The organism is Frankia sp. RB5 (assembly GCF_059816245.1).
Window position 1 is genome coordinate 1 of the sequence record NZ_JCBATA010000094.1, and the last position, 21,420, is coordinate 21,420.

Below are 21,420 nucleotides of genomic sequence, written 5' to 3' on the forward strand. Positions count from 1 at the left end.
TCCTGCGGCACCCACCACGACCGGGACGTCAACGCCGCACGGAACATTCTGGCCGCGGGGCTCGCGGTGTCAGCCTGTGGAGACGGAGTGAGACCACCCCGCTCCTAGAACGGGGAGGCATCTGTTGATGAAGCAGGAACCCGTATCGCGAGGTACGGGAATCCCCGGCCATCAGCTTCAGGCCGGGGAGGATGTCAAGATGGCGCCCGACACCTGAGGGCCGCGGACCGCCCGGCGGGTGGGATCGTGGAGCAGGAGGACGCCAGCCATGTCGCAGCACCGGTCGCCCGTCGATGATCGCTTCGAGAGCAGGATGTCGGGCTACTACCTCCAGCCCGACGGCGCGCGGGTTCCGTTCCCGGCGACGCTCTGCTTCGACAAGGCCGACCCGTTCGCCGTGAGCCTGCGGCTGCGCACGGCGGACGTCCGGACGGTGACCTGGACGTTCGCCCGGCAACTGCTGATCGACGGCGCGCGCCGGCCGGCCGGCGTCGGCGCGGTCGAGGTCCGCCCGGCGTTCCACGGCGGGAGCCGCCTGCTCGCGCTGACGCTTCGGTCGGCCGCCGGGCAGGCCGACGTCCAGCTGCCCTACGAGCATGTCGCCGCGTTCCTGCGGGACACCTATGCGGCGGTCCCCTCCGGCGCGGAGGGCGACCTGGTCGACTGGAACACCGAACTCGAACGCTTCCGCGACCACGAGTCGTAGGACTCGTGGTCGCGGCCGCGGACCATGCGCCTTCTCAGGGCCTCGCTGACGGTGGTGGCACGGCCCCAGGGGGACAGCCGGACCTGCGCGGCGCGGCCCTGGGCGCGGGGCGCGTCTCAGGCGGGGCGGCCTGCCCGCAGCGTTTCGAGGGCCTGGTCGGCGTGGCGGCCCATCGCGAACTCGGAGTCGATGCGGGCGAGCACGGTGCGGTCGCCGCCCACGACGAACGTCGAGCGCTTGTTCGGGCCGCGCTTGCGTCGCACGCCGAACGCCTCGGCGATGGACCGGTCCGTGTCGGCGACCAGTGGGAAACCGAGCGAGTGCTTGGCGCTGAACTGGGCCTGCTTCGCCACGTCGTCGGCGCTGACCCCGACGATGCTCGCACCCGCGTCGGCGAACTCGCCGGCGAGGTCGCGGAAGTGGCAGCTCTCCTTGGTGCAGCCGTAGGTCATCGCCGCCGGGTAGAAGAACACCACCAGCGGGCCCTTCGCGAGCAGGTCGGCGAAGCGCAGCTCGGCACCCGTCTCGTCGACACCCGTCAGATCGCCTACCGTGTCGCCCACGTTCACCGCGATGCTCACCCCTCACGTCCACGGAAATATATGTACCTAGCCTGGGAGCATAAACCTCCGCGCCTGGCGGCGGGCGAGGTTGGCGCGGCGGGGCCGACTATCCCGCGGGCGCGCCGACTTGCCCCTTCGGGGAGTCGGACTGTCCGGCAGGAGGGTTGTTCTGCCCGGTCGGATGGCTGGTATGGCCGGTCGGGGGGCCGGCAGCGGTGTATGCGGTGCCCGGCGGGTCGACGGCCCAGGCGGCGGGCAGGCCCCATCCCTCCTCATGGACGACCTCGTGCAGGGGCCTGCGCCGGACGGGGCCGTGGCGGCCCTCGGGGCGCCCCAGCGTGATCGTCGCCGAGATCGCCACCTCGTCCGGGATGTCCAGCAGGGCGCGCAGCTGAGCCTCGACCGGGACGTGCCACATGGACATCACGCCGCCGAGGCCGATCGCCCGGGCGGCGAGCAGCAGGTTCTGGCAGGCCGGATAGATCGAGGCGCCGTCGGTGGGCCGGGGCTCGCGGTAGCGGGCCAGGCAGGCGAGGACGACGACGGGCGTCTGGTCGAACGTGTCGACGAAGCGCTCCATCGTGCGGGCCATCCGGGCCTTCGGTGAGTCCGCGAGTGTCCCGGACCCCTCGTCGTACCGATCGGTGGTCCGCTTCTGCGCCCAGCCGGCCTGTGCGCCCTCACCGATCAGCTGCTTGGCGCGCCGAGCCCGCGGTCCGTCGCGCAGCACGAGGAAGCGCCCGGGCTGGCGGTTCGAACCGGACGGTGCCCTGGTCGCGGCGAACAGCACCGTGGCGAGCTCGTCGTCGGTGACCGGATCCGGGCGCAGCCGCCGGATGGCCCGGGTGGTGGCGAGCAGGTCCAGCAGGTCGCTGGCCGCCGGACCGGTCGTGGGCGTCGCGGGCGCGGGTGTGGCGTGGGGCGCGGGTGTGGCGTGGGGTTCCTGCATGGTCAAGAGCGCCGGCGCAGGACGGAGGTGGCGAGGGCCGGCGGGAGGTAGCCGGCGTCCTGCGGGTTGACGGTGACGCCCGGCGAGACGATCTCGTCGATGCGGTCCAGCGTCGCCTCGTCGAGGGTGATGTCGACGCTGGTGAGCTGGCTGTCCAGATGCTCCATGGTGCGCGGGCCGATGATCGCCGACGTGACGGCCGGATGGTGCAGGACGAACGCCAGCGCCAGCTCGATCAGGGTGATGCCGAGCTCGGCGGCGAGGTCGCCGAACGCGATCGCGGCCTCGACCTTGCGCTGGTTCGCGGGCAGGGCCAGGTCGAACCGGCCGGGGACACGCTCCAACCGAGTGCTGGTGACCGCACCGCCGTCGCGGGTATGGCGCCCGGACAGGTATCCGCCGGCGAGCGGGCTCCACGGCAGCACCCCGAGCCCGTACTTCTGCGCCACCGGCAGCAGATCGGCCTCGATGCCCCGCACGAGCAGCGAGTACGGCGGCTGCTCGGTGGCGAACCGCTCGCGGCCCCGGCGCTCGGCCACCCACTGCGCCTCGACCACCTCGTGCGCCGGGAACGTCGAACTGCCGAAGTAGCGGATCTTCCCGGCGCGGACGAGGTCCGTCAGCGCACCCAGCGTCTCGTCGATGTCGGTGGACGGGTCGGGGCGGTGGACCTGGTAGAGGTCGATCCAGTCGGTGCCGAGGCGGCGCAGGCTGTTCTCCACCTCGGCGACGATCCAGCGCCGGGACAGCCCACGCTGGTTCGGCCCGGGGCCCATCGGCATGAACAGCTTGGTGGCGAGGATGACGTCGTCGCGCCGCCCGGCCAGCGCCCGGCCGACGATTCGCTCGGACTCGCCGTCGGAGTAGACGTCCGCCGTGTCGATGATGTTGATCCCGGCGTCCAGCGCCCGGTGAATGATCCTGATCGAGTCGTCATGGTCCGGATTGCCCCAGGTGCCGAACATCATGGCGCCGAGGCACAGCGGCGAGACCCGCACGCCGGTGCGGCCGAGTACGCGATAGTCCATGTGGGTACAGCCTGCGCGACCGGGCGCCGCGACGCAAATCCCGCGGCCGTTTCCTGGCGTTCACGGATTGTTCCAGTGCTGATAGTTACCGCCGTTGTAGTCCTGGGTGTAAACAGCTCCGCTGCCGTCGCTGTCCAGGCACTCACCGGTGGCGGTGCTCCGGAAAACCGCGCCGAATCGTTCGTCCGACCTGATCCAGACCTGCGCCGGCTGGCCGCCGCAGGCCGTGGCGTACACGGTGCCGCGCAGCTTGACGCCGTCCGAGCCGTAGTTCGCGTGGGTGGCCGCGCACAGTCCGGTCCGGGCGTCCCGCAGTTGCACGCCACTGGCCCGGGCCGAGATCTCCCAGCGCTGGTAGTCGCCGTTGTTGCAGCCGAGCGTGTAGACGTTGCCGCTGGCGTTGCTGTCGAAGCACAGCTGGGTCGCGACGTTGACCCAGACGGTCGTGGCCGCCTGCGGCTTCGGGACGGGCGCCGGGACCGGCGCGGGCGCGGCGCGCGGCGCGCTGCTCCGGGCGGCACCGCCCGGGACGGACCTGGGTGAGGGCGCCGCCGGCGGCGGGGCTGCGGGCTCGCCGCCGGCGCGGCCCGTGGCGCCGGGCGGGACCGGCGTGCCGCCGATGGACGGCGACGGTGGCGACGAGCTGGGTGGCGCCGCGGCGGCCGACGGCGCGCCCGACGCGGTCTTGGCAAAGCGGGTGCGCGCCGCCGGCGTCGGCCTGGCCGGGGCCGTGGAGGTGGTCAGGGCCGTGCTGCGCGGCGGGTCGGAGAAATACGATCTCGCGCCCCTCGACGTCGCCGCCGCGACGGCGACCACGGCCATGGCGTACAGAACGACGAGAACCACGACCGTCCATCGGCGGATGTGCATGGCGGGCAGGCTGCGAGCCGCCATCAGTACTCCTCCCACGATGTGGCGTGGCCGCCTGATCCGGCGCCCTTCCACTCGTCGGCCAGAATACTGGTAATGCCGCCGGAAATAGTCAGGCGACCGACGCGGACGTTCACCGTCGGTCTTATACCGGCTTACCCGGTCAGTGTAAACCGGGATCCCCGGGGCGTGCTGTAGTTCTTTTCACGCCAGCGTCGGCGAGAGTGTCATGATCACATTACTGGTCGGCCCAGGCGCGTCGACCACGGGAGACGGCCCTTGCCGCGTGGGCCCGGCGGCCACTAGAAAGAGCGTCGGAGATCGGAACGCACCGGCAATGGTGCCTTCCGCGCCGCACAGGCAGGCACGTGACCGGGAGGCACCGCGATGCGGGACGAAGAGCCGTCCGAGCCGATGCTGCCTCGCGGGCCGACCCGCGACGAGCAGGTGAGCCGCGACCGCGCCGAGGCCATCGCGCGCAGGTTGGCCGCCCAGGAGGCGGAGCACGCCCCCGAGGCCGCGTCGATCCCGTACCCGCCCCCGGCGGCTCCGGCCGATGGCGTGCCGGCCCCGCCACCCCTACCCCTGGCTCCCGCGTATGGCGCTGCGCCACCAGGCCCCCCTCCGGTACCGCCACTTCCACCCCCGCCGGCGCCCGTGTACGGCGCCCCACCTCCGCCGCCCGTCGACGGCGTGCCGTCCCGGTGGGCTCGTACGGGCGTCCCGCCGCGCCGTTCCCGGTGGCGCCGCTGGTGGGAGCGGTGCGCGGGCCGATGAGCGCGACGCGGCGGACCTACGCGGTGTGGGAACTGACCCTCGCCTGCAACCTCGCCTGCGGGCACTGCGGCTCCCGCGCCGGCACCCGCCGACCCGCCGAGCTGACGACGGCGCAGGCCCTGGACCTCGTCGCCCAGCTCGACCACGCGGGCATCGACGAGGTGACCCTCATCGGGGGAGAGGCCTACCTGCGCCGCGACTGGCTGGTCATCGCCGCCGAGATCACCCGCCGCGGGATGACCTGCACGGTGACGACTGGCGGCTACCGGATGAGCGCCGCCACCGCGCGCGGCATGCGCGACGCCGGGATCGAACGCTGCTCCGTCTCGGTGGACGGCATGCCCGCCACCCACGACCGGCTGCGCGGGCGCCGCGGCTCCTGGGACTCCTGCCTGCGCACCATCGGACGGCTGGCCGACGCCGGCGTCACCGCCACCTGCAACTCCCAGATCAACCGCCTGACCACGCCGGAGTTTCCCGACCTGTACGGGGCGCTGCGCGCGGCGGGCATCGCCGCCTGGCAGTGGCAGCTCACCGTGCCCATGGGCAACGCGGCGGACAACTGGGAGATCCTGCTGCAGCCGGTCGAACTGCTCGACGTCTTCCCGCTGCTCGCCGGGATCGCGCGCCGCGCCGCCGCGGACGGCATCCGCGTCCACGCCGGGAACAACGTCGGGTACTACGGCCCGTACGAACGGCTGCTGCGTTCCCCCGAGGGCGCGGCGTTCTGGGCGGGCTGCCAGGCGGGGCTGTCGACGCTGGGCATAGAGGCGGACGGCACGATCAAGGGCTGCCCGTCGCTGCCCACCGAGGCCTACGCCGGCGGCGACATCCGCGAACACACCCTGGCCGACCTGCTGCGCGACGCGCCGGCCCTGGCCCTGAACGCTGGCGCGGGCAGTGCCACGGCGGCCGATGGCACCTGGGGCTTCTGCCGGACCTGCGAGTTCGCCGACGTGTGCCGCGGCGGCTGCACGTGGACGGCGCACACGTTCTTCGGTCGGCCCGGCAACAACCCGTACTGCCATCACCGAGCCCTCGAACACCGCCGGCGGGGGGTGCGCGAGCGTCTCGTCCCGGTCGCCCCCGCCCCCGGCCAGCCCTTCGATCACGGCCTGTTCGACGTCGTGGTGGAACCCCTCACCGCTGCCTGGCCAGCCGATCTGCGTCCCCGCCTGTCAGCCGTGTCCGACGGCGGCCTCCAGGCCGGATGACCGCTGCCCCGGCCAGGCGGTCGTGCACGTCGGGCGGCGGGCCGCGCCGCTCCCGCGCCGCTCGTCGCGATGGGCGATCGTCAGCGCGGGTCCGATCGGCGCAGGCGCAGGCGCAGGCGCATTCGCAGGAGCATCGCGGTGAGGTACAGCAAGACGCGCGGCTTCGTCGTCGGGCCGGCGCCGAGCCATCAACCGGGGGGCGCCTCGTCGAGGCGGAGCCGGGCACAATGGCGTGGTGAGCGCCGCCGACCTCGAGGAGCTGCGCCGGCTGCGCCGTGCCCGCGACCGGATGGACCGGGAGTACGCGCAGCCGCTCGACGTGCCCGCGCTCGCCCGCACGGCGTTCATGTCGACGGCGCACTTCAGCCGCCGCTTCCGCGAGGCCTACTCGGAGACGCCGTACTCCTACCTGATGACGCGGCGCATCGAGCGGGCGAAGGCGTTGCTGCGCCGCGGCGACCTGAGCGTGACGGACGTCTGCTTCGCGGTCGGCTGTACGAGCCTCGGCTCGTTCTCCGCCCGGTTCACCGCGCTGGTCGGCGAGTCGCCGTCGGCGTACCGGGCCCTTGACCACGACGAGCTGCGCGCCGTCCCCAGCTGCCAGGTCATGGTGGCGACGAGGCCGCGCCGGGTGGCACGTGGGCGGCCCGGCCGGGACAGCCCGGTCGCCGAGCGCCCGGTTGCCGAGCGCCCGGTTGCCGAGCGCCCGGTTGCCGAGCGCCCGGTCGCCGAGCGCCCGGTCGCCGGGCAGGGCGGCGCGCCCGCCGCGCCCGCGGTCACGGAGCCGCAGGAGAGCAGTTTCGGAGAAGCGCAGGTCGCGAGGCACGCCTAGCGTCGGTGGCATGACGGTTTCCCTCAGCGGCATGCACGTCCTCGTCGACGATCCCGACGCCGCCCTCAGTTTTTACCGCGACACCCTCGGCCTCACCGTCCGCAACGAGGTCGCCCGCGACGGCTTCAAGTGGATCACCCTGGTCACCGACAGCCAGCCGGAGGTCGCGATCGTCCTGTCGCAGCCGCACGCCGGCCGCTCCAAGGAGAACGGCGACGCCCTCGCCGCCCTGCTCGCCAAGGGCGAGCTGCTCATGGTCCAGCTCCGCGCCGACGACCTCGACGCCACCTTCGACCGGATCGTCTCGTCCCCCGGCGTCGAGGTCCTCCAGGAGCCCGCCAGTCAGCCATGGGGCGTGCGCGACTGCGCCGTGCGCGACCCCGCCGGCAACATGGTCCGCATCGAGCAGAAGAAGTAGCCGGCCGCGTCCGCCTGGTCAGCCGTGGGTGGCGCCGCCGAGGTTGACCAGGATGACGCCGACGACGATCAGCGCGATGCCGGCGAGGGCCGCCGGGGAGACGTGTTCGTCGAAGAACAGGGCGGCGAGCGCGGTGATGCCGATCGTGCCGATGCCCGACCAGATCGCGTAGGCCGCGCCCACGTTGACCGAGCGCAGCGCGACCGCGAGGCAGGCGAACGCCCCGGTGTATCCCACGACGACCAGCGCCATCGGCAGTGGCGCGAATCCCGACGACAGGCGACGAAGCGACAGCGTGGCCATGATCTCCAGGACGATCGCCACGCCGAGCGCCAGCCAGCCCATCCCCATGCCCCCCGATCAGACCGCCGGCCGAGCCGGCGCCTCGCTCGTGATCATGCCTCAGGCCGCCCGGACGGCTCCCGTGGACCGGTCAATCCCTGGTCCCAGGCGCACTACCTGCGCTTTCGTCGCCTTAACGACGTTCCACCCGGAGCGGACACTACCGACTCCTGATCGCACGCGGCAGGACCGTGATCCCCGCCATCCGCGCCCACCTGCACGGCTGGGCCAGCGGCCGCTGTCCGACGTCGCCGTGAACATCCGCCGAACAGTCGGGATCGGGTCAGATCGGTGACTGTCGGCGAGTTCGTCCGGCTCGTACTGTGGCGCGGTCACGGATGATCAAGCCGCGTCTGCGGGGGCTCGAGGTGGGACGTGGACTGGTGGAGTGCCGGCAACATCATCGCCGTGCTCACGGCGCTGCTCGGCCTGGGCGCGTCGCTGGCGGCCGTCTGGTATGAGCGCCGGCCGCGCAGCCGGCAGATCGGCTACCGCGTCCAGATGGCGATCCGGGTCGGCGGCGGCACCCGCGGCGGCCGCACCCAGGCGATCTTCGGCCTGTTCAGTCACCTGCCCGGTATCTCCGACGCGACGCTCGTCCTGCTGCGGATCGAGAACTACGGTGCGCAGAGCATCACCGAGGCCGACTACACCAACGGCGGCGCCTACGGGCTCACCGCCGACGTCGCCGATCTGACCGTCCGCGGTGTCGTCGTCATTCCGGACCCGGGCCAGGAACATCTCCTCGGCCATTTCGGCGCGCCGGACGCCATCCGGTACACCGACAACGTCATCTACCTGCCGCGGGTGCCGCTCAATCCAGGCCAGTACTACAAGCTCCTGGTACTGCTCGATGGCGGCGGCGTCGGCAGCGACATGAAGGTGCGCGGCGGCATCCGGGACGGCAGTATCGTCGAGACCGAAAGCGTCTCGGTCGACGACAAGCCGCGCAAGTTCAGCCGGCCGGCCCGCCTGATCACCGTGATGCTCACCGTGTGCGTCGTCGTCCTGGCCTGCATCATTCTCGTGTCCAACGAGCAGCGCCCGCCGCTGGGCTGCGCGAAGGGCGAGCTGACCGTCGCCGGCTCGACGGCGTTCGCGCCCGTCGTCCAGGCGGTGGCGCGCCGGTATGAGAAGGAGTGCACCGGCGCGAGGATCACGGTGGACGCGCGCGGCAGTGAAGCCGGCCTGCGCGACGTCGCGTCGTCCCCGTCGCCGGACGGGAAGAACATCATCGCCATCTCGGACGGCCGGGTGAACGAGGGCGCGAGCCCGCGGCTGTGGGGACAGGCCGTCGCCCGGTCGCTGTTCGCCCTCGTGGTGAACGAGAAGGTGCCCGTGACGAATCTGACGTCGGACCAGCTACGGTCGATCTTCACCGGTCAGATCACGAACTGGAGCCAGATCGACCCGCGATACTCCGCGCCCGTCCAGGTCATGAGTCGGACGACGGATTCGGGCACCCGGATCTCCTTCGACCGGCTGTTCATCACCCCCAACCTGGAGCCGGCCGCCGTCTCGGCAGGCTGCGCGCGGGACACCAGCGCCGACAGGGAATACTGCGCGCTGTCGTCGACGGACGAGATGGTGCAGAAGGTGGCGACCTTCCCGGGCGGCATTGGCTACATGGACCTGCGCGCCGCCAAGCGTTCCTCCCACCTGCGCCCCATCGCCATCGACGGCCACCAGCCGATGATCAACGACGCCGGCTACCGCTTCGTCGCCATCGAGTACGCGTACACGTACGGCAAGCCCGTCCCCGGCTCCCTCGTCGACAGCTTCCTCACGTACCTCAACACCGGCCCCGGCCGCAGCAACGTCAGCACCGACGACGACCAGCCCTGCTACACCCCCGACAACATCCAACGCTGCCGCGGCTGAGCACTCCGTCCCGGAGCGGAAGAGCCGCTCTCGGTCCCGGGGGTGTGTTGTTGCGCTGGGATGGCGGTCACTTAGGATCACAACCGGCATACCGGAGGGGCATGGCGGCGGGAGCCGACGCTGCCACGGTGGACGGTGGGGGGCCGCGTGCGGGAGGGCCAGGGTCGCTGGGAGACGGTCACGCCGTCGCAGTTTCCCCATGAACGGGAGGCGCTGGAGCACGTCCGGCTCCTGCTGCCGGACGCCGAGCCGTACCGGGCGTGGTCGAACTTCACCTTCACGGCGACCACCGGGCACATCCGTGAGGTCGACCTGCTGGTCGTCGCCCGCGGCGGCATCTACCTGATCGAGATCAAGAGCCTGGTCGGGCGGCTGACGGCGGCCGGGTCGAACTGGACCCAGCACCGCCAGTCGGGCAACACGAGGATCTTCGACAACCCGCTGCACCTGGCGAACCAGAAGTCCAAGGAGCTGCGCACCCTCCTGGAGAACGCCGGCCGCGCGACGAAGACCAGGATCCCGTTCATCCAGCCGGCGGTGTTCCTGTCCAACCCGACGCTGCGGGTCGAGCTGCCCGAACACCAGCTGCACTGGGTGTTCGGCCCGGACCGCCCCGGTGCCGGTCCCGGTCCCGGTGCCAGTGCCGGTGCCGGCAGCGCCGGTCTGCGCGGTGGGGAGGACGGCGGTGGGCGCGGGGCGGTGGCTGGGGGCGGGGCGGTGGCTGGGGGCGGCGCACGCGGCGCGCTGCCGTCGATCTGGTCCGGCCTGCTCGACGCGCCGCTGCGCGACGAGCGGCACCGCGTCACCCCGGCACTGTCGAAAGCGCTGGCGAAGCTGCTGCCGGCGGCGGGGATCGCCCGCAGCCGGCGCCACCAGCGGGTGGGCTCCTGGCAGCTGGAGTTCCCGGCGTTCGACTCCGGCCCGAGCTGGCAGGACTACCACGCCGCCCACGCCCAGGTCGCCTCCGAACGGCGCCGGGTACGCATCTACCTCGTCGAACGGGCCGCCGGAGAGGCCGAGCGGGCCGCGCGGGAGGCGGTCGCGCGCCGCGAGTTCCTGGTACTGCACGGGATCAACCATCCCGGGATCGTCCAGGTCGACGGGCTGGAGAGCCACGAGGCGGGGCCAGCGCTGATCTTCCGTCACCGCCCCGACGAGATGCGCCTCGATCACTACCTCGACCGGTACGGCGACCGCCTGGACGCGGGCACCCGCCTGCACATGATCCGCGAACTGGCCGAGGCCGTCGCCTACGCCCACGGCAGGCATCTCTACCACCGGGCGCTGTCCGCCCGCAGCGTCCTGGTCGTGCCGGCCGGCGGCCGACGGCGGCGCCGCGCGGGTGGCAACGACGAGCAGGGCTGGCTCGTCCCACGGCTGGTGATCAGCGACTGGCAGGCCGCGGCCCGCGACACGGGCTCCGGCTCCGGTACCGGCACCCTGTCGAGCGCGATGACGAGGACGTCGCTGGACCTGGCGGTGCAGCCCGCGGCCCGGTTCCTGCCGCATCTGGAGCTCGCCGCCGGCGGCTACCTGGCGCCCGAGGTCGGCGCCCCCTTTCCCGATCCGGTCGGCATCGACGTGTTCGGCCTCGGCGCGCTGGCCTACCTGATCCTGACCGGCCAGCCGCCGGCGGACAGCCCGAACGCGCTGACGTCGCGCCTCGAGCAGTCCGGCGGCCTGCACCCGGCCCAGGTCGTCGACTCCCTGTCGGACGCCGCGAACGAGCTGGTCGTGCAGGCGACCCGGCCAGTGCCCGAGGACCGTTTCGCGAGCGTCGGCGATCTGCTCGACTGGCTGCTGCTCGTCGAGGAGGAGTTCACCGCGCCGGACGAGCCCGAGGCCGATCCGCTCGAGGCACAGCGCGGAGACCTTGTCGGAGGCGAGTGGCGGATCCGGGAGCGTCTCGGCACCGGTTCGACGAGCCGGGCCTTCCTCGCCCACAACGAGAAGACCGACCGCGACGAGGTCCTCAAGATCGCGCTGTCGGACGAGCGGGCGCCGCGCCTCGCGCACGAGGCGTCCGTGCTGGGCCGGCTGAACGACTCCCGGGTGATCCGCCTGGCCCGCCCCGACACCCTCGTCATCGGCGGGCGCACGGTGCTGGTCCTCGACCACGCGGGCGAGCGGACGGTGGCCCGCAGGCTGCGCGAGGGCCGGCTGACCGTCGACGAGCTGGAGACGTACAGCGACTACCTGTTCGGCGCGGTCGACTACCTCGACGGCGAGGGCGTCGCCCACCGCGACCTGAAGCCGGACAACATCGTCATCCGCCGCCGGCCGAACCGTACCTACCAGCTCGTGCTCATCGACTTCTCGCTGGCGAACGTCTCCGTGCGTGACACCACCGCCGGCACGCCCCGCTACCTGGACCCCTTCGTCGGCGCCGGCATCCGCACCACCTACGACGACCACGCCGAGCGCTACGCCCTCGCCGTCACCCTGCACGAGATGGCCTCCGGCGAGCTGCCGCTGTGGGGCAACGGCTCGGGTGACGCCCGGCTCACCCCCGGACCGCCGACACTCGCCACCGAGGCGTTCGACCCAGCGATCCGCGGCGGCCTCACCGCCTTCTTCCTGCGGTCGCTGCACCGGGATGCGGGCGAGCGGTTCGGATCGCTGAAGGACATGCGGGACGCCTGGCAGGCCATCTTCCGGGCCGTCGACTCCACCCCCCCGGCGCCCGTCACGGCGGCGACGACACCGGACACCCCGCTGGAGGCGGCGGGCCTGTCGCCGCGGGCGGTGTCGGCGGCGCACCAGGTGAACGCGACGACCGTCGGCGCGCTGCTGGCCCTCGGTTCCAAGGAGATCATCAGCCTTCCGGGCACCGGCGCGAAGACCCGTCAGGAGCTGCAGTCCCGGATCCGTCAGTGGCGCCGCGCGTTCGCCGCACCCGCGCCCGGATCCACAGCCGCCGACGGATCGTCCGGTGACCCCGCGACGTCCGGGGCGGCGTCGCGGCCGGCCTCCAGCTCCGCCGACTCCGAGGAGTCCGCTGACTCCGCTGTCCCCGGCGGCGGTGCGTCGGCGGCCCCGTCGTCCCCGGCAGCGTTGCTGGCGGACGTCGGCCGCATGCCGGTTGAGGCGCTCGCCGACCGGCTGCTGCCCCGGGCGCGGTCCGGCGGGCGGGGCGCCGCCGAGCGGGAGGCGTCGAGGCTGCTGCTCGGCCTGCCCGACGCCGCGGGCGAGCTCCCGGACCTGCCGCTGTGGGCGCCGCAGCAGCAGATCGCCGACCGGATCGGCGTGTCGCCCGGCCGGATCGCGCAGGTGCTCGTGGCCCGCCGCCGGGCCTGGCACGCCGACGACGCCGTCCGCTCGGTGCATGACGAAATCGTCGAGATCCTCACGGACGCCGGCCGGGTCATGGGCTTCGAGGAGCTGGTCACCACAGTCCTCGGACGTCGCGGCACCGGGACGCCGCTGGCCCCGGACGCCCGTCGGGCCTTCGCCGCCGCCGCGGTCCGCGCCGCGCTGGAGACCGCCGACCTGGACTCGGAGCCCCGCCTGGCCCGCCGTCGGTACTACGAGCGCATCCTGGTCGCGCTGGAGGCAACCGAGGACGACGGCCCGCTGACGCCCGCCGCGCCCGCGCTGTTCGACTACGCCATCGCCCTGGGTCGGGCCGCGGACCGGCTCGCGCGGGCCGAGGAACTACCCGCCCCGACAACCGTGCAGCGTGAACTGGCCGCGACGGCCGACGTGCCGGCCGGCCTGGCGGCGCTCGACCAGCAGCGCCTCGTCCGTCTCGCGGCCGCCGCCTCCCGTACCGCGGCCGCCAACGCTCGCCTGGAGATCTACCCCCGCGACCTGGACCTCGTCCGGGCGCTGCGGCTCGCCCAGGCCGGCGTGCTGCCCATCCGTCCCGTCGAGGTCCCGCGGCCGTTGCTGGACGTGGCGACCATCCACGAGCGGGTACACAACCGCTTCCCGGACCTGGCCGTCGACCTGCCGGCGCATCCGGCCCTGGACACGCCCCTGGCCGCCGCCGGATTCATCCTCGAATGGGACGCGGCCCGAGAGGGGTACGTGCCGCCGCACGGCCTGCTGTCCTCGGCCGGGTTCGGCTCGCGGGCAACCCCGGTCGTCCGCGAGCCCACCGACCTGGGCCGCGGGCCGTCACCCGCGGTGTTCGACCACCCCGACCAGGCGGCTGCGGCACTCGTCGAGCAGCGTCTGCTCGCCGCCGCCGCCGTCGACGGCTTCCGGGCCCTGACCGTGCGGCGCAACCACTACCTGGCCGCCCGCGCGGGACTGATCCGCCCGCGTTTCGCCGCCGAGCTGGTCGACGTCGCCGCTGTCTTCCTCGACGCCCTGCACGCCGAGGTCGACCTCAGACCCAAGCCGACCTGGGCGACGATCCTGCGCGCGGACGCCGCCGAGCCCGGCACCCGCGCGGCGACCAACCTTGCCGACTACGTCCGCCGTGCCTGGGATCGGGCCGAGCCGCGGCTCACCGCCCTGGTCGTGGCCGACACCCCCGCCGGTGGCCGCCGCCTGCCACTCCTGCTGCACGACGCCGGGGTCTTCGGCCGCTACGGCGGACGAGGTATGGACGTCCTGTTCACCCTCGCCGAGTGGGCCCGCGCCGGCGCCCGGCCCGTCTGGGTGCTGTGCCCGACTCCCGAGCCGACCCGCCCGCCGCGTCTCGACGGCGCACTCGTCCAACTGGCGACCGAAAGCGAGTGGATCGCGCTCCCGGACTCCTGGGCCCGCAACCGCCACCGCGCCGCCGACGAGGACCCCGACCACACCGACAAGGCCTCCTGACCGCGACGCGGTAGGGCGGTCCCACAGCGTGGCGGATCGCAGCAGCGGCCCCGGCGACGCCGGACGCTGCCGGCCGCGGTGAACGCGCGGCGCGCAGTGGGATGATTACCACTGGTGCCAGCCGAAGGAGGACGACCGTGTCCCATGCCCCGACCGACGACCCCGACCCCGACGCCGGCCCCGACGAGGCCCCCCACGCCGACCAGGACCCAGCCGTACCCGCATCGGACGCGACGGCTCCTCGAAGCTGGTCCCCATCCGACCCTTCTCCCAGCGGTCCTGCCGGACTGTCCGAGACCCCGCCGGCCGATCGCCCGCCTCTACGCCCCGTCAACTGGGACGGCTCCTTCACCCACACATGGAACTCCCGCGACGATCAGGAACTGACGAATCGTCTGGCCGCGGAGCACGAGTTCGCGTCAGAGCAGCAGGAACTTGATCAGAGGATGCGAGAGTTTCGAGACAAGGCGAATGCGGCTGCCGACGCGCGCGAGGCGCGTGCTCGTGAAGAGCGCGAGCGTGAACGCGCCGAGGAGTGGCCTGCTGCGGACGATGCGCGGTCGCGGTTGTTCGACAAGCTGGGGCGGCTGAAGCGGCCATCAGAGGAGCCGGATGCGTCTTCGGTCGCGGATGGAGATGGAGATGGGCCAGCTGACCTCCATTGACGCCTCGCTGATGGGCATGGTGGATGCCGGCCGTTCAGGCGCCGAATCGGGGGCGGCTGGTCTCGGGATGAGGGGGACTGTCGGTGAGGTTCGGCCGCTCTGAGTGGAGAGGTCCGTTGGAGTCCGCCGCTGATGCTGCGTGTGCGAGTGCGCGACGGGCGCCGAGGGTCTCCGGGTGGTACGGGCCGTGTTCGCGCATCGCGTCCGTCAGAGCGGCGCGGTACAGCGGAGCGGCGTCGGTATACCGGCCGGCTTGACTGTACGAGTCAGCGAGCGTGGCCCGGCTCGCCCGGGTCTCAGGATGATCTGGGCCAAGGGTGTGGCTGCGGATGGCGTGGACATGCTCGCTGAGTTCGACTGCCTGGGTTGTCCGGCCGGTCTGGCGATAGACCTCGATGAGACTGGTCGCCGATCGCAAAGTGCGGGCATCGGCACCTCCGGTCTGGATCCCCGCGTCGATCTGGCGTTCCAGGTGGTGACGGGCTGATTCAGGCTGCTGGGTGTCGCGGTAATGGGCCGCGAGGGTGTCGCGGACCTCCATAGCGCGGGGGTGCGTACCACCAAGGACACGTTCATGGCGGTCAAGAAGGCGCTCAAGGTGCGGAGTAGCGTCGCCCGGTCGTCCGCACGCGATGTAGGCGACGGCGAGCTGCTCTCGGCTGAGAGTCGTCTTCTCGTGGTCAGGGCCAAGGGTATTTTCACGGCCGGTGAGGGCCCGTTCGAAAAGAGGCACAGCAACCTCCGGGCGCCCGGCTGATCGGTGGGCACTGGCGAGTGCGTGGGCACTGTCGAGAGTGCTTCTGTGGTCAGGACCAAGAACGTGCTCGCGGCCAGCGAGCGCTTGATCGAGTTCGTGCGTGGCTTCGCTGAGACGGCCGACGTGGCGGTACATGACGCCGAGCTGGTGGCGGCTGTCGAGGGTGGCGGGGTGGTGGGGGCCGAGGACGCGTTCGCGGGCGGTGAGGGTCGGTTCGGCGTGGGCGAGAGCGTCGCCGGTGGCGCCCATGCGCTGGTAGGTGGCGGCGAGTTGGTGGTGGGTGTTCAGAGTCTCGGGATGGTCGGCGCCGAGAACGCGATCGCGGGCGATGAGAGTAGGCCGAAGGATCCGGGTTGCCTCGTCGCCACGGCCGGAGTCGTCGAGCGCGGCGCCGAGGCGGTGGCGGCTTTCCAGGGTCGCGGGATGATCGGGGCCGAGGATGCGGGTGCGGTCGGTGAGGTTCTGCTGGAAAACCTGGGTCGCGTGGTCGAGGTGGCCGGCGCGTTGGTAGGCGCGGGCGAGGGTTTCGCGGCTGGTGAGGGTGTCGGGATGGTCAGGGCCGAGGAGGCGGGCGCGGTCGGTGGCGTTGCGTTCGGCGAGGGGGCCGGCGACGGCGAGGTGATCGGCGTTGAGGGCGGCGCGGATGTGGGTTTCGCGGGCGGTGAGGGTGTCGGGGTGGTCGGGGCCGTCGAGGCGTTCACGGGCGGTCACCGCGCGTGCGGCGAGGGGTTCGGCCTGGTCGGGGCGGCCCTGCTCGGTGAGGTAGGCGGCGGTGTGCTCGGCGAGCCAGGCGGTGTGCGGGGTGTCCGCGGCGGGGTCGGTGGCCTCGAGGGTGGCCAGGCTGTGGGGGAGTAGCTCTCGCCAGGCTGGCCAGGCGTCCGGGTTGGCTGTGACCTGCTCGGGCAGGGCGCTGTGCAGCATCCGGCCGAGGGAGTCGACGAGCTGCTCGGCGTGTTCGGGGTTGGTGTCGGCGCGGACGGCACTGCGGACCAGGGGGTGCATGGCCAGGGCCGCGCCGTCGCGGTGGGCAAGGCCCGAGCGTTCCAGGGCGGCGACCATGTCGGCCAGCTCCAGCGGATCCCCGGCAGCCGCTCGCAGCTCCACGCCGCGGATCGCCGCCGGGTCGGCCGTGAGGATCCGCAGCGGCAGCGGGGTGGCATCGCCGTGCGCGGCGAGGCGGAGGAGTTCGGCGGCGGCCGGCGCGTCCGCGTCGAGACGGTGGATCGGCTCGTCCCACAGGGTGGCGGCGGTGACCCCGGGCCGTCCCGGCACCTCTCCCTGCCCGAGCAGGACGGTGGGCCGGTCGATCAACGCCGCCAGGTAGGTCTCCGCGGGCACCCGGGCCTGGCCGATCCGGTGAGCCGCCTGGTCGAGGGCCAGCGGATGGTCTCCGAGCTGGTCGGCGATGCGGGACGCGACCTGCGGGTCGACCGTCGGCAACCGTTCGGCGAGCAGCGCCACCGACTCCGGTCGTGGCATCGGGCCGACCGGCACCACCACCGCGCCGGCCGTGGCCCAGTCGTCGGCGCGGGACGTGACCAGGATCCGGCCCTCGCCGGTGGACGGCGTCAGCCAGCCGGGCAGCTCGTCGAGGCTGGCGGCGCCGTCGAGGACGAGCAGCCATCGCCCGTCGGCGGCGTCGAGGCGGGCGAGCACCGCGGCCGGCTCCGCGTGCGCGGGCAGCCCGAGCGCCGGTGCGAGCGCCCGTACCCGCTCCCCGACCAGCTCCGGGCGCCCCGCGGGCACCCACCACACCGCGTCGAAGCCCATCCGCTGCTGACGGACGTACTCGACGGCCAGGCTCGTCTTGCCGATCCCCGCGAGCCCCGTCACCGCGACCAGCCGACCCGCCGACGCGGACATCGCCTCGTCGAGGTGACCCAGCGCCGCCGTCCGGCCCACGAACCGGCTCGCCGGCCGCGGCACGTTCCACACCGCCGGCAGCTCCCCCGGGAACAGGACGTCGGTTGAGCTGCCTCGGCCGCGGCCCGGGACGCTCCATCCCTCGCGCGGTCCCGCCGGACCGTCGTCGCCCGCCGCCGGAGTCTCGGTCTCGGAACGCACTGCCGCGAGGAGCATGGTCTGCGCGGCCAACGGACTACGGCCGACCAGGTCGATCGGGACGAGCTGGCCGAGCAGCCCGGGAATCGGCCGGTCCGCCACCCGCGCGACCAGGAGGCGGCGCTCGCCGTCCGCGATCCGCGGCGACCAGGCCGCCCCCCACTCCGCCGGCGCCGTCGCTGAGTCCAGGTAGCCGTCCGACACCACCGCGATCGTGCGGCGGGCCTGCTGCGTCACCTCGTTCAGCCAGGATGGCAGGTGGGTGCCCGGGACGGCGTCCCAGGCGTCGAGCCGAACGCGATATCCCGCCTCCTCCAGGGTGGCCGTGATCCACTTCGCCCAGCCAAGCCCGTCCTCGGCGTAGGACACGAAGACGTCGACAGCGCGATCCCCGCCCGTCACCCGAACAGCATGACACAGTCACCCAAACCAGACGCTGGGTGCCCAGCTCTGATCGGCCTGGAAGACGAGGCGCCGCCCAGGGCTTCTGGCGACTCTTCCGCAGCCATCCCGCCACTTACGCGCTTCACCGATCGCAGACACTGACGAGACATCGGCAAACCCGAGGGGCGGAGGGCCATCGGGGGTGCATTGCACGCTATCCTGGCAGGCATGAGCCGGGCGGTGCACATCCCTTACACGGTGGAGCAGGACGAAGACGGTGTCTGGTGTGCCCACGCCTACGTCGGTCGTGTCGGGTGCAACGGCAGTGGCGATAACCGTGAGGATGCGCTGGCAGATCTGCACGAGGCTGTCCTCATGATTCTCGAAGACGACGGTGCTCCTGAAGAGTTCACCATAATGTTGGACGTCGCCTGAGTTTGGAAGCGCTGCGTGCCTCCAGTTCTATCGATCCCTGGTAAAGATCTCGTCAAGGCCTTGCAGAAGGTCGGGTTCGAGGTGGCCCGAGTCAAGGGCAGTCATTATCGCCTTCGCAACCCCGATCCCCGTGGGCTCGATGTCACCGTTCCAGTTCACGCGGGACGAGATGTTCCGAAAGGGACGCTTCGTCAGATACTAGTGGATGCTGGCCTGACGGTAGAAGACCTACAGGCCCTATTGTGATCCTCGCGTGAAGGATGATCGTTCCTGAGGCGACGGTCGACCAGCCTCTTCACGGTGGACGTCGAACTGCCAGAGGCTAGAACCTCTTGCGCATGTGTCCAACGCGCCCCGCGATGCACCGGATCAGCTCAATGTATGTGCGGCCGCGCTACATGAGTAGGTCCGCGCAGGCTTGGACGACATGCTCCGGGACCGCATCGAACTCGCGCGGGTTCAGCTGCATCACGTACTCATTCTCGATGTGGTACGACTCGTTGACGAACTTCTTGAAGGCGGCATCGCCTCCAGGGGCGTCGGGGTCAAGCTCCAAGGCGATGCGGAAGATTTGGACTTTCTCGTAGCCCACGTTCGTGTACTCGAACTTGGCCTTTAGGGCCTCCCGGTCTTTAATTTGCGCCAGGAGACCGACGTAGTCAAAGCCGGGAATGACCTCCTGGATATTGGCAATTGCTTGCTCGCGCTCCTCCTCGCCAAGCGGAATGAGCTCCCCATTCTCGCCCTTGGAACTGGGCTCATCCCGAACGTGGAGAAGGCTTGAGAGAACGTCATATTCCGCCCGATGTTCGCCGTGGACCTCGTAGCGACGGCGGAGGTAGATGCACTTGATTACCGGATCGGCTGATGAGCTGATGTTCTCGTCGCAGACCTGAGAGAACGTCATGATGTCGGCGGGCTTGATAGGCTTCTCCTCCACCCGCCCCTCCCGGCCCCGGAGGAAATGGGCGACGGGGGTCGTCGCTTGGAACTGCCCCGCCGTCGCGGTTCGGACGATGTCGATGGCAGGCTCGATGTCATGGGTCAGGAGCAGCGTGGTGAATCCCCGGAGGCTTTGCCTGCCATGAAAGAGCTTGTGGAGAATGGCAAATTTCTTCGTCTTGTCGAAACTCGACACCGGATCATCGAGGACGACTAGGTCGGGCGCATCGCGGCGGACCTGATGCATGAACAGAACGAGCGCAAAAGCGTTTCGCTCGCCGAAGCTCAGATGGCTGGCGGCAGCCTCCAGGTGACCCGGAGCATCCTGGTGTTCAACGATCATCCGATAAGAGTCGTCCCTGGACTCGATCCGCACCCCGTACTTGTAGCCGGCGGACCGGAGGTACTCGTTGATCTCGTCCTGGTTCCGCTGGATCGACTTCGCCACCCGCGTCTTCTGGATGCCCACGCGCCTCTTAATGTCGTTGATCCGCAGCGCGACACGATCAAGCTCTGCGTTCATCCCTTCCACGACATGCTGTGTGTCCTCGGAATTGAGCGCGTCCAGAAGTTCCAGGTCGATCTTCAGACTTCTCAGCGCCGTGTCCACGTCGGGCTCATCGCGCAAGGACACGAACGAGAGCATCTTCAGTGCGGTGAACTTGTTCAGAAGCGTCTCGACTTGACCTCGCAAGCTCACCAGGAATTGGTGTTGCTCCGGGGAAAGTTCCTCCAGGCTCGTCGTGATTTTCCGCAGTTGCGCATGGCATTCGGGCACGAAGGAGCCCGCCAGCCTGTCGATGACGAGGCGCAGCGCGCCCATGTTTTTGACCGCGGCGGACTCATACTCCTCGGATACGTGGACGGCGGTCTTCTTGTCCATGTCAGGGATCGAGCAGAAGGGGCAATTGTCCGATAGCTCGAGGTAGCTCTTACCCCTCGATTGCCACGACAGCCATCCCGCCGGGTCGTCGCTATGGAGGAACTTCTCGAAGCCCAAGAGGGGCTTCGGGATCGCGGCGAGCTTCCCGCCCATGCCGAGCGCCCTGAACCCCTTGCTGGTCTTCGCGATCCCACCGGCTTTGGTGATGGTGAAGGCGTTGCGCAGCTCGGTGAAGCTGGCAATCACATCATCAAGCGCCTCGTTCTCCAGGAACACCTTCCTCAGGTCCTCGAAGATGGCATCGAGCTCCTCGATACCCGCTTGATACTCGGGCGTCTTAATGAAGATCTCGAAACTGTTCTTGACCACCTCGTCGGGTTGGAAGACGAACTGGGACACGTAGTGCTCATCGAAGACGAGGACGTTCTTGATCTCGTCGGCACCCACGGCCGTCGGCGTCTTCCCGCTGCTGCCATGGCGGTACTTGAACGGAAGTAGGTCTTGGAGGGCATTCCCGCCCCGGGCGTTGAGAACAAGCGCACGGGCGATGGTGCTCTTCCCGATGCCGTTGGGTCCGTACTTGATATTGAGCGACCCGCGCCGGAGAGTGATCTGCGCTTCGGTGATGCTGTTGCAGTCCTTGATTGTGATGGCGTAGTCGCTGGAGCCCGCGGGTGGCAGCTGTGGAGGTGTGGCGGTTACCTTGGCCATGGTCGCGGCACTATCTCACAGCCCGCGCACCACGCGACAGAGGGCCCGGCCAAGCCCCGCATGTAGGTGCAACTCGGCGACGCCGACCTGGCCCCGGGTTACAGCCAGGGCTTCTTCATGTGGGGGGTCTGCCTGGTTTGTCAGGGGAAGCTGTGGAGATCGAGGGCGGCGGTCGGGGTGGTGTGATCACGTCGGCCGGGTGGGATGAGGGCGTAGCCGACACGGCGTAGGG

16 protein-coding genes are annotated in these 21,420 nt (G+C 71.1%); 9 read left to right on the top strand and 7 right to left on the bottom strand.

Features of this window, described 5'->3' with window-relative positions; genetic code table 11:
• Window positions 1–268 precede the first annotated feature (268 nt).
• Window positions 269–706, top strand: coding sequence for an SsgA family sporulation/cell division regulator (locus AC6EXY_RS31215; protein WP_243407756.1), 438 nt, complete (start codon window positions 269–271; stop codon window positions 704–706).
• A gap of 116 nt (window positions 707–822) precedes the next feature.
• On the opposite strand, the gene AC6EXY_RS31220 is transcribed toward AC6EXY_RS31215, so the two are convergent.
• From AC6EXY_RS31220 to AC6EXY_RS31235, 4 genes are all read right to left on the bottom strand, one after another.
• A complete protein-coding gene (locus AC6EXY_RS31220) occupies window positions 823–1,287 on the bottom strand; it encodes a peroxiredoxin (RefSeq protein ID WP_499818759.1) in 465 nt (154 codons plus the stop codon).
• An 88-nt stretch (window positions 1,288–1,375) separates the two neighbouring features.
• Window positions 1,376–2,218, bottom strand: a complete 843-nt coding sequence (locus AC6EXY_RS31225) for a nitroreductase family protein (RefSeq protein ID WP_499818758.1) — start codon at window positions 2,216–2,218, stop codon at window positions 1,376–1,378.
• Window positions 2,219–2,220: 2 nt separating this feature from the next.
• Entirely contained in the window at window positions 2,221–3,246 is a 1,026-nt protein-coding gene (locus AC6EXY_RS31230) for an aldo/keto reductase (RefSeq protein ID WP_499818757.1), read from the bottom strand.
• A gap of 60 nt (window positions 3,247–3,306) precedes the next feature.
• Complete coding sequence (locus tag AC6EXY_RS31235) at window positions 3,307–4,140, bottom strand: RICIN domain-containing protein (RefSeq protein WP_243407754.1); 834 nt, start codon at window positions 4,138–4,140, stop codon at window positions 3,307–3,309.
• Between the two features lie 749 nt (window positions 4,141–4,889).
• Between AC6EXY_RS31235 and AC6EXY_RS31240 the strand changes: the two genes are divergently transcribed.
• The 3 genes from AC6EXY_RS31240 (at window position 4,890) to AC6EXY_RS31250 (ending at window position 7,357) form a co-directional block, all read left to right on the top strand.
• On the top strand, window positions 4,890–6,107 hold the full coding sequence (locus tag AC6EXY_RS31240) for a radical SAM/SPASM domain-containing protein (protein ID WP_101832817.1): 1,218 nt from the start codon (window positions 4,890–4,892) through the stop codon (window positions 6,105–6,107).
• Window positions 6,108–6,342: 235 nt separating this feature from the next.
• Window positions 6,343–6,939, top strand: a complete 597-nt coding sequence (locus AC6EXY_RS31245) for a helix-turn-helix transcriptional regulator (protein WP_499818756.1) — start codon at window positions 6,343–6,345, stop codon at window positions 6,937–6,939.
• A gap of 10 nt (window positions 6,940–6,949) precedes the next feature.
• Complete coding sequence (locus AC6EXY_RS31250; RefSeq protein WP_101832814.1) at window positions 6,950–7,357, top strand: VOC family protein; 408 nt, start codon at window positions 6,950–6,952, stop codon at window positions 7,355–7,357.
• A gap of 18 nt (window positions 7,358–7,375) precedes the next feature.
• Here the strand turns inward: AC6EXY_RS31250 and AC6EXY_RS31255 are convergent, their stop codons facing one another.
• Window positions 7,376–7,702 (bottom strand): DMT family transporter, encoded by a 327-nt coding sequence (locus AC6EXY_RS31255; protein WP_101832815.1) that lies wholly within the window; start codon window positions 7,700–7,702, stop codon window positions 7,376–7,378.
• A gap of 372 nt (window positions 7,703–8,074) precedes the next feature.
• On the opposite strand from AC6EXY_RS31255, the gene AC6EXY_RS31260 reads away from it, so the two are divergent.
• The 3 genes from AC6EXY_RS31260 to AC6EXY_RS31270 all read left to right on the top strand — a co-directional run bounded on the left by AC6EXY_RS31260 (window position 8,075) and on the right by AC6EXY_RS31270 (window position 15,015).
• Window positions 8,075–9,580 (top strand): PstS family phosphate ABC transporter substrate-binding protein, encoded by a 1,506-nt coding sequence (locus AC6EXY_RS31260; RefSeq protein WP_499818755.1) that lies wholly within the window; start codon window positions 8,075–8,077, stop codon window positions 9,578–9,580.
• A 147-nt stretch (window positions 9,581–9,727) separates the two neighbouring features.
• On the top strand, window positions 9,728–14,350 hold the full coding sequence (pglW, locus tag AC6EXY_RS31265) for a BREX system serine/threonine kinase PglW (RefSeq protein WP_499818754.1): 4,623 nt from the start codon (window positions 9,728–9,730) through the stop codon (window positions 14,348–14,350).
• A gap of 137 nt (window positions 14,351–14,487) precedes the next feature.
• Window positions 14,488–15,015: a hypothetical protein gene (locus AC6EXY_RS31270; protein WP_499818753.1), complete on the top strand. Its 528-nt coding sequence runs from the start codon at window positions 14,488–14,490 to the stop codon at window positions 15,013–15,015.
• Between the two features lie 34 nt (window positions 15,016–15,049).
• On the opposite strand, the gene AC6EXY_RS31275 is transcribed toward AC6EXY_RS31270, so the two are convergent.
• The gene (locus AC6EXY_RS31275) at window positions 15,050–18,235 is read right to left on the bottom strand and encodes a tetratricopeptide repeat protein (RefSeq protein WP_499818752.1); all 3,186 of its coding nucleotides are present in this window, start codon (window positions 18,233–18,235) and stop codon (window positions 15,050–15,052) included.
• A gap of 222 nt (window positions 18,236–18,457) precedes the next feature.
• Here AC6EXY_RS31275 and AC6EXY_RS31280 point away from each other — a divergent pair, with 222 nt between their 5' ends.
• Together AC6EXY_RS31280 and AC6EXY_RS31285 are read left to right on the top strand one after the other, a co-directional pair.
• Complete coding sequence (locus AC6EXY_RS31280; RefSeq protein WP_499842453.1) at window positions 18,458–18,652, top strand: type II toxin-antitoxin system HicB family antitoxin; 195 nt, start codon at window positions 18,458–18,460, stop codon at window positions 18,650–18,652.
• A 15-nt stretch (window positions 18,653–18,667) separates the two neighbouring features.
• Window positions 18,668–18,898, top strand: coding sequence for a type II toxin-antitoxin system HicA family toxin (locus AC6EXY_RS31285; RefSeq protein WP_499818750.1), 231 nt, complete (start codon window positions 18,668–18,670; stop codon window positions 18,896–18,898).
• A gap of 148 nt (window positions 18,899–19,046) precedes the next feature.
• Here AC6EXY_RS31285 and AC6EXY_RS31290 read toward each other — a convergent pair whose 3' ends face one another.
• Window positions 19,047–21,188, bottom strand: coding sequence for an AAA family ATPase (locus AC6EXY_RS31290; RefSeq protein ID WP_499818749.1), 2,142 nt, complete (start codon window positions 21,186–21,188; stop codon window positions 19,047–19,049).
• Between the last annotated feature and the right edge of the window lie 232 nt (window positions 21,189–21,420).

What these genes read in the sequence shown, in the direction of transcription:
- AC6EXY_RS31215 (WP_243407756.1), top strand. Translation starts at nt 269, where the DNA reads ATGTCGCAGCACCGGTCGCCCGTCGATGATCGCTTCGAGAGCAGGATG.
- AC6EXY_RS31225 (WP_499818758.1), bottom strand. Translation starts at nt 2,218, where the DNA reads ATGCAGGAACCCCACGCCACACCCGCGCCCCACGCCACACCCGCGCCC.
- AC6EXY_RS31230 (WP_499818757.1), bottom strand. Translation starts at nt 3,246, where the DNA reads ATGGACTATCGCGTACTCGGCCGCACCGGCGTGCGGGTCTCGCCGCTG.
- AC6EXY_RS31235 (WP_243407754.1), bottom strand. Translation starts at nt 4,140, where the DNA reads ATGGCGGCTCGCAGCCTGCCCGCCATGCACATCCGCCGATGGACGGTC.
- AC6EXY_RS31240 (WP_101832817.1), top strand. Translation starts at nt 4,890, where the DNA reads ATGAGCGCGACGCGGCGGACCTACGCGGTGTGGGAACTGACCCTCGCC.
- AC6EXY_RS31250 (WP_101832814.1), top strand. Translation starts at nt 6,950, where the DNA reads ATGACGGTTTCCCTCAGCGGCATGCACGTCCTCGTCGACGATCCCGAC.
- AC6EXY_RS31255 (WP_101832815.1), bottom strand. Translation starts at nt 7,702, where the DNA reads ATGGGCTGGCTGGCGCTCGGCGTGGCGATCGTCCTGGAGATCATGGCC.
- AC6EXY_RS31290 (WP_499818749.1), bottom strand. Translation starts at nt 21,188, where the DNA reads ATGGCCAAGGTAACCGCCACACCTCCACAGCTGCCACCCGCGGGCTCC.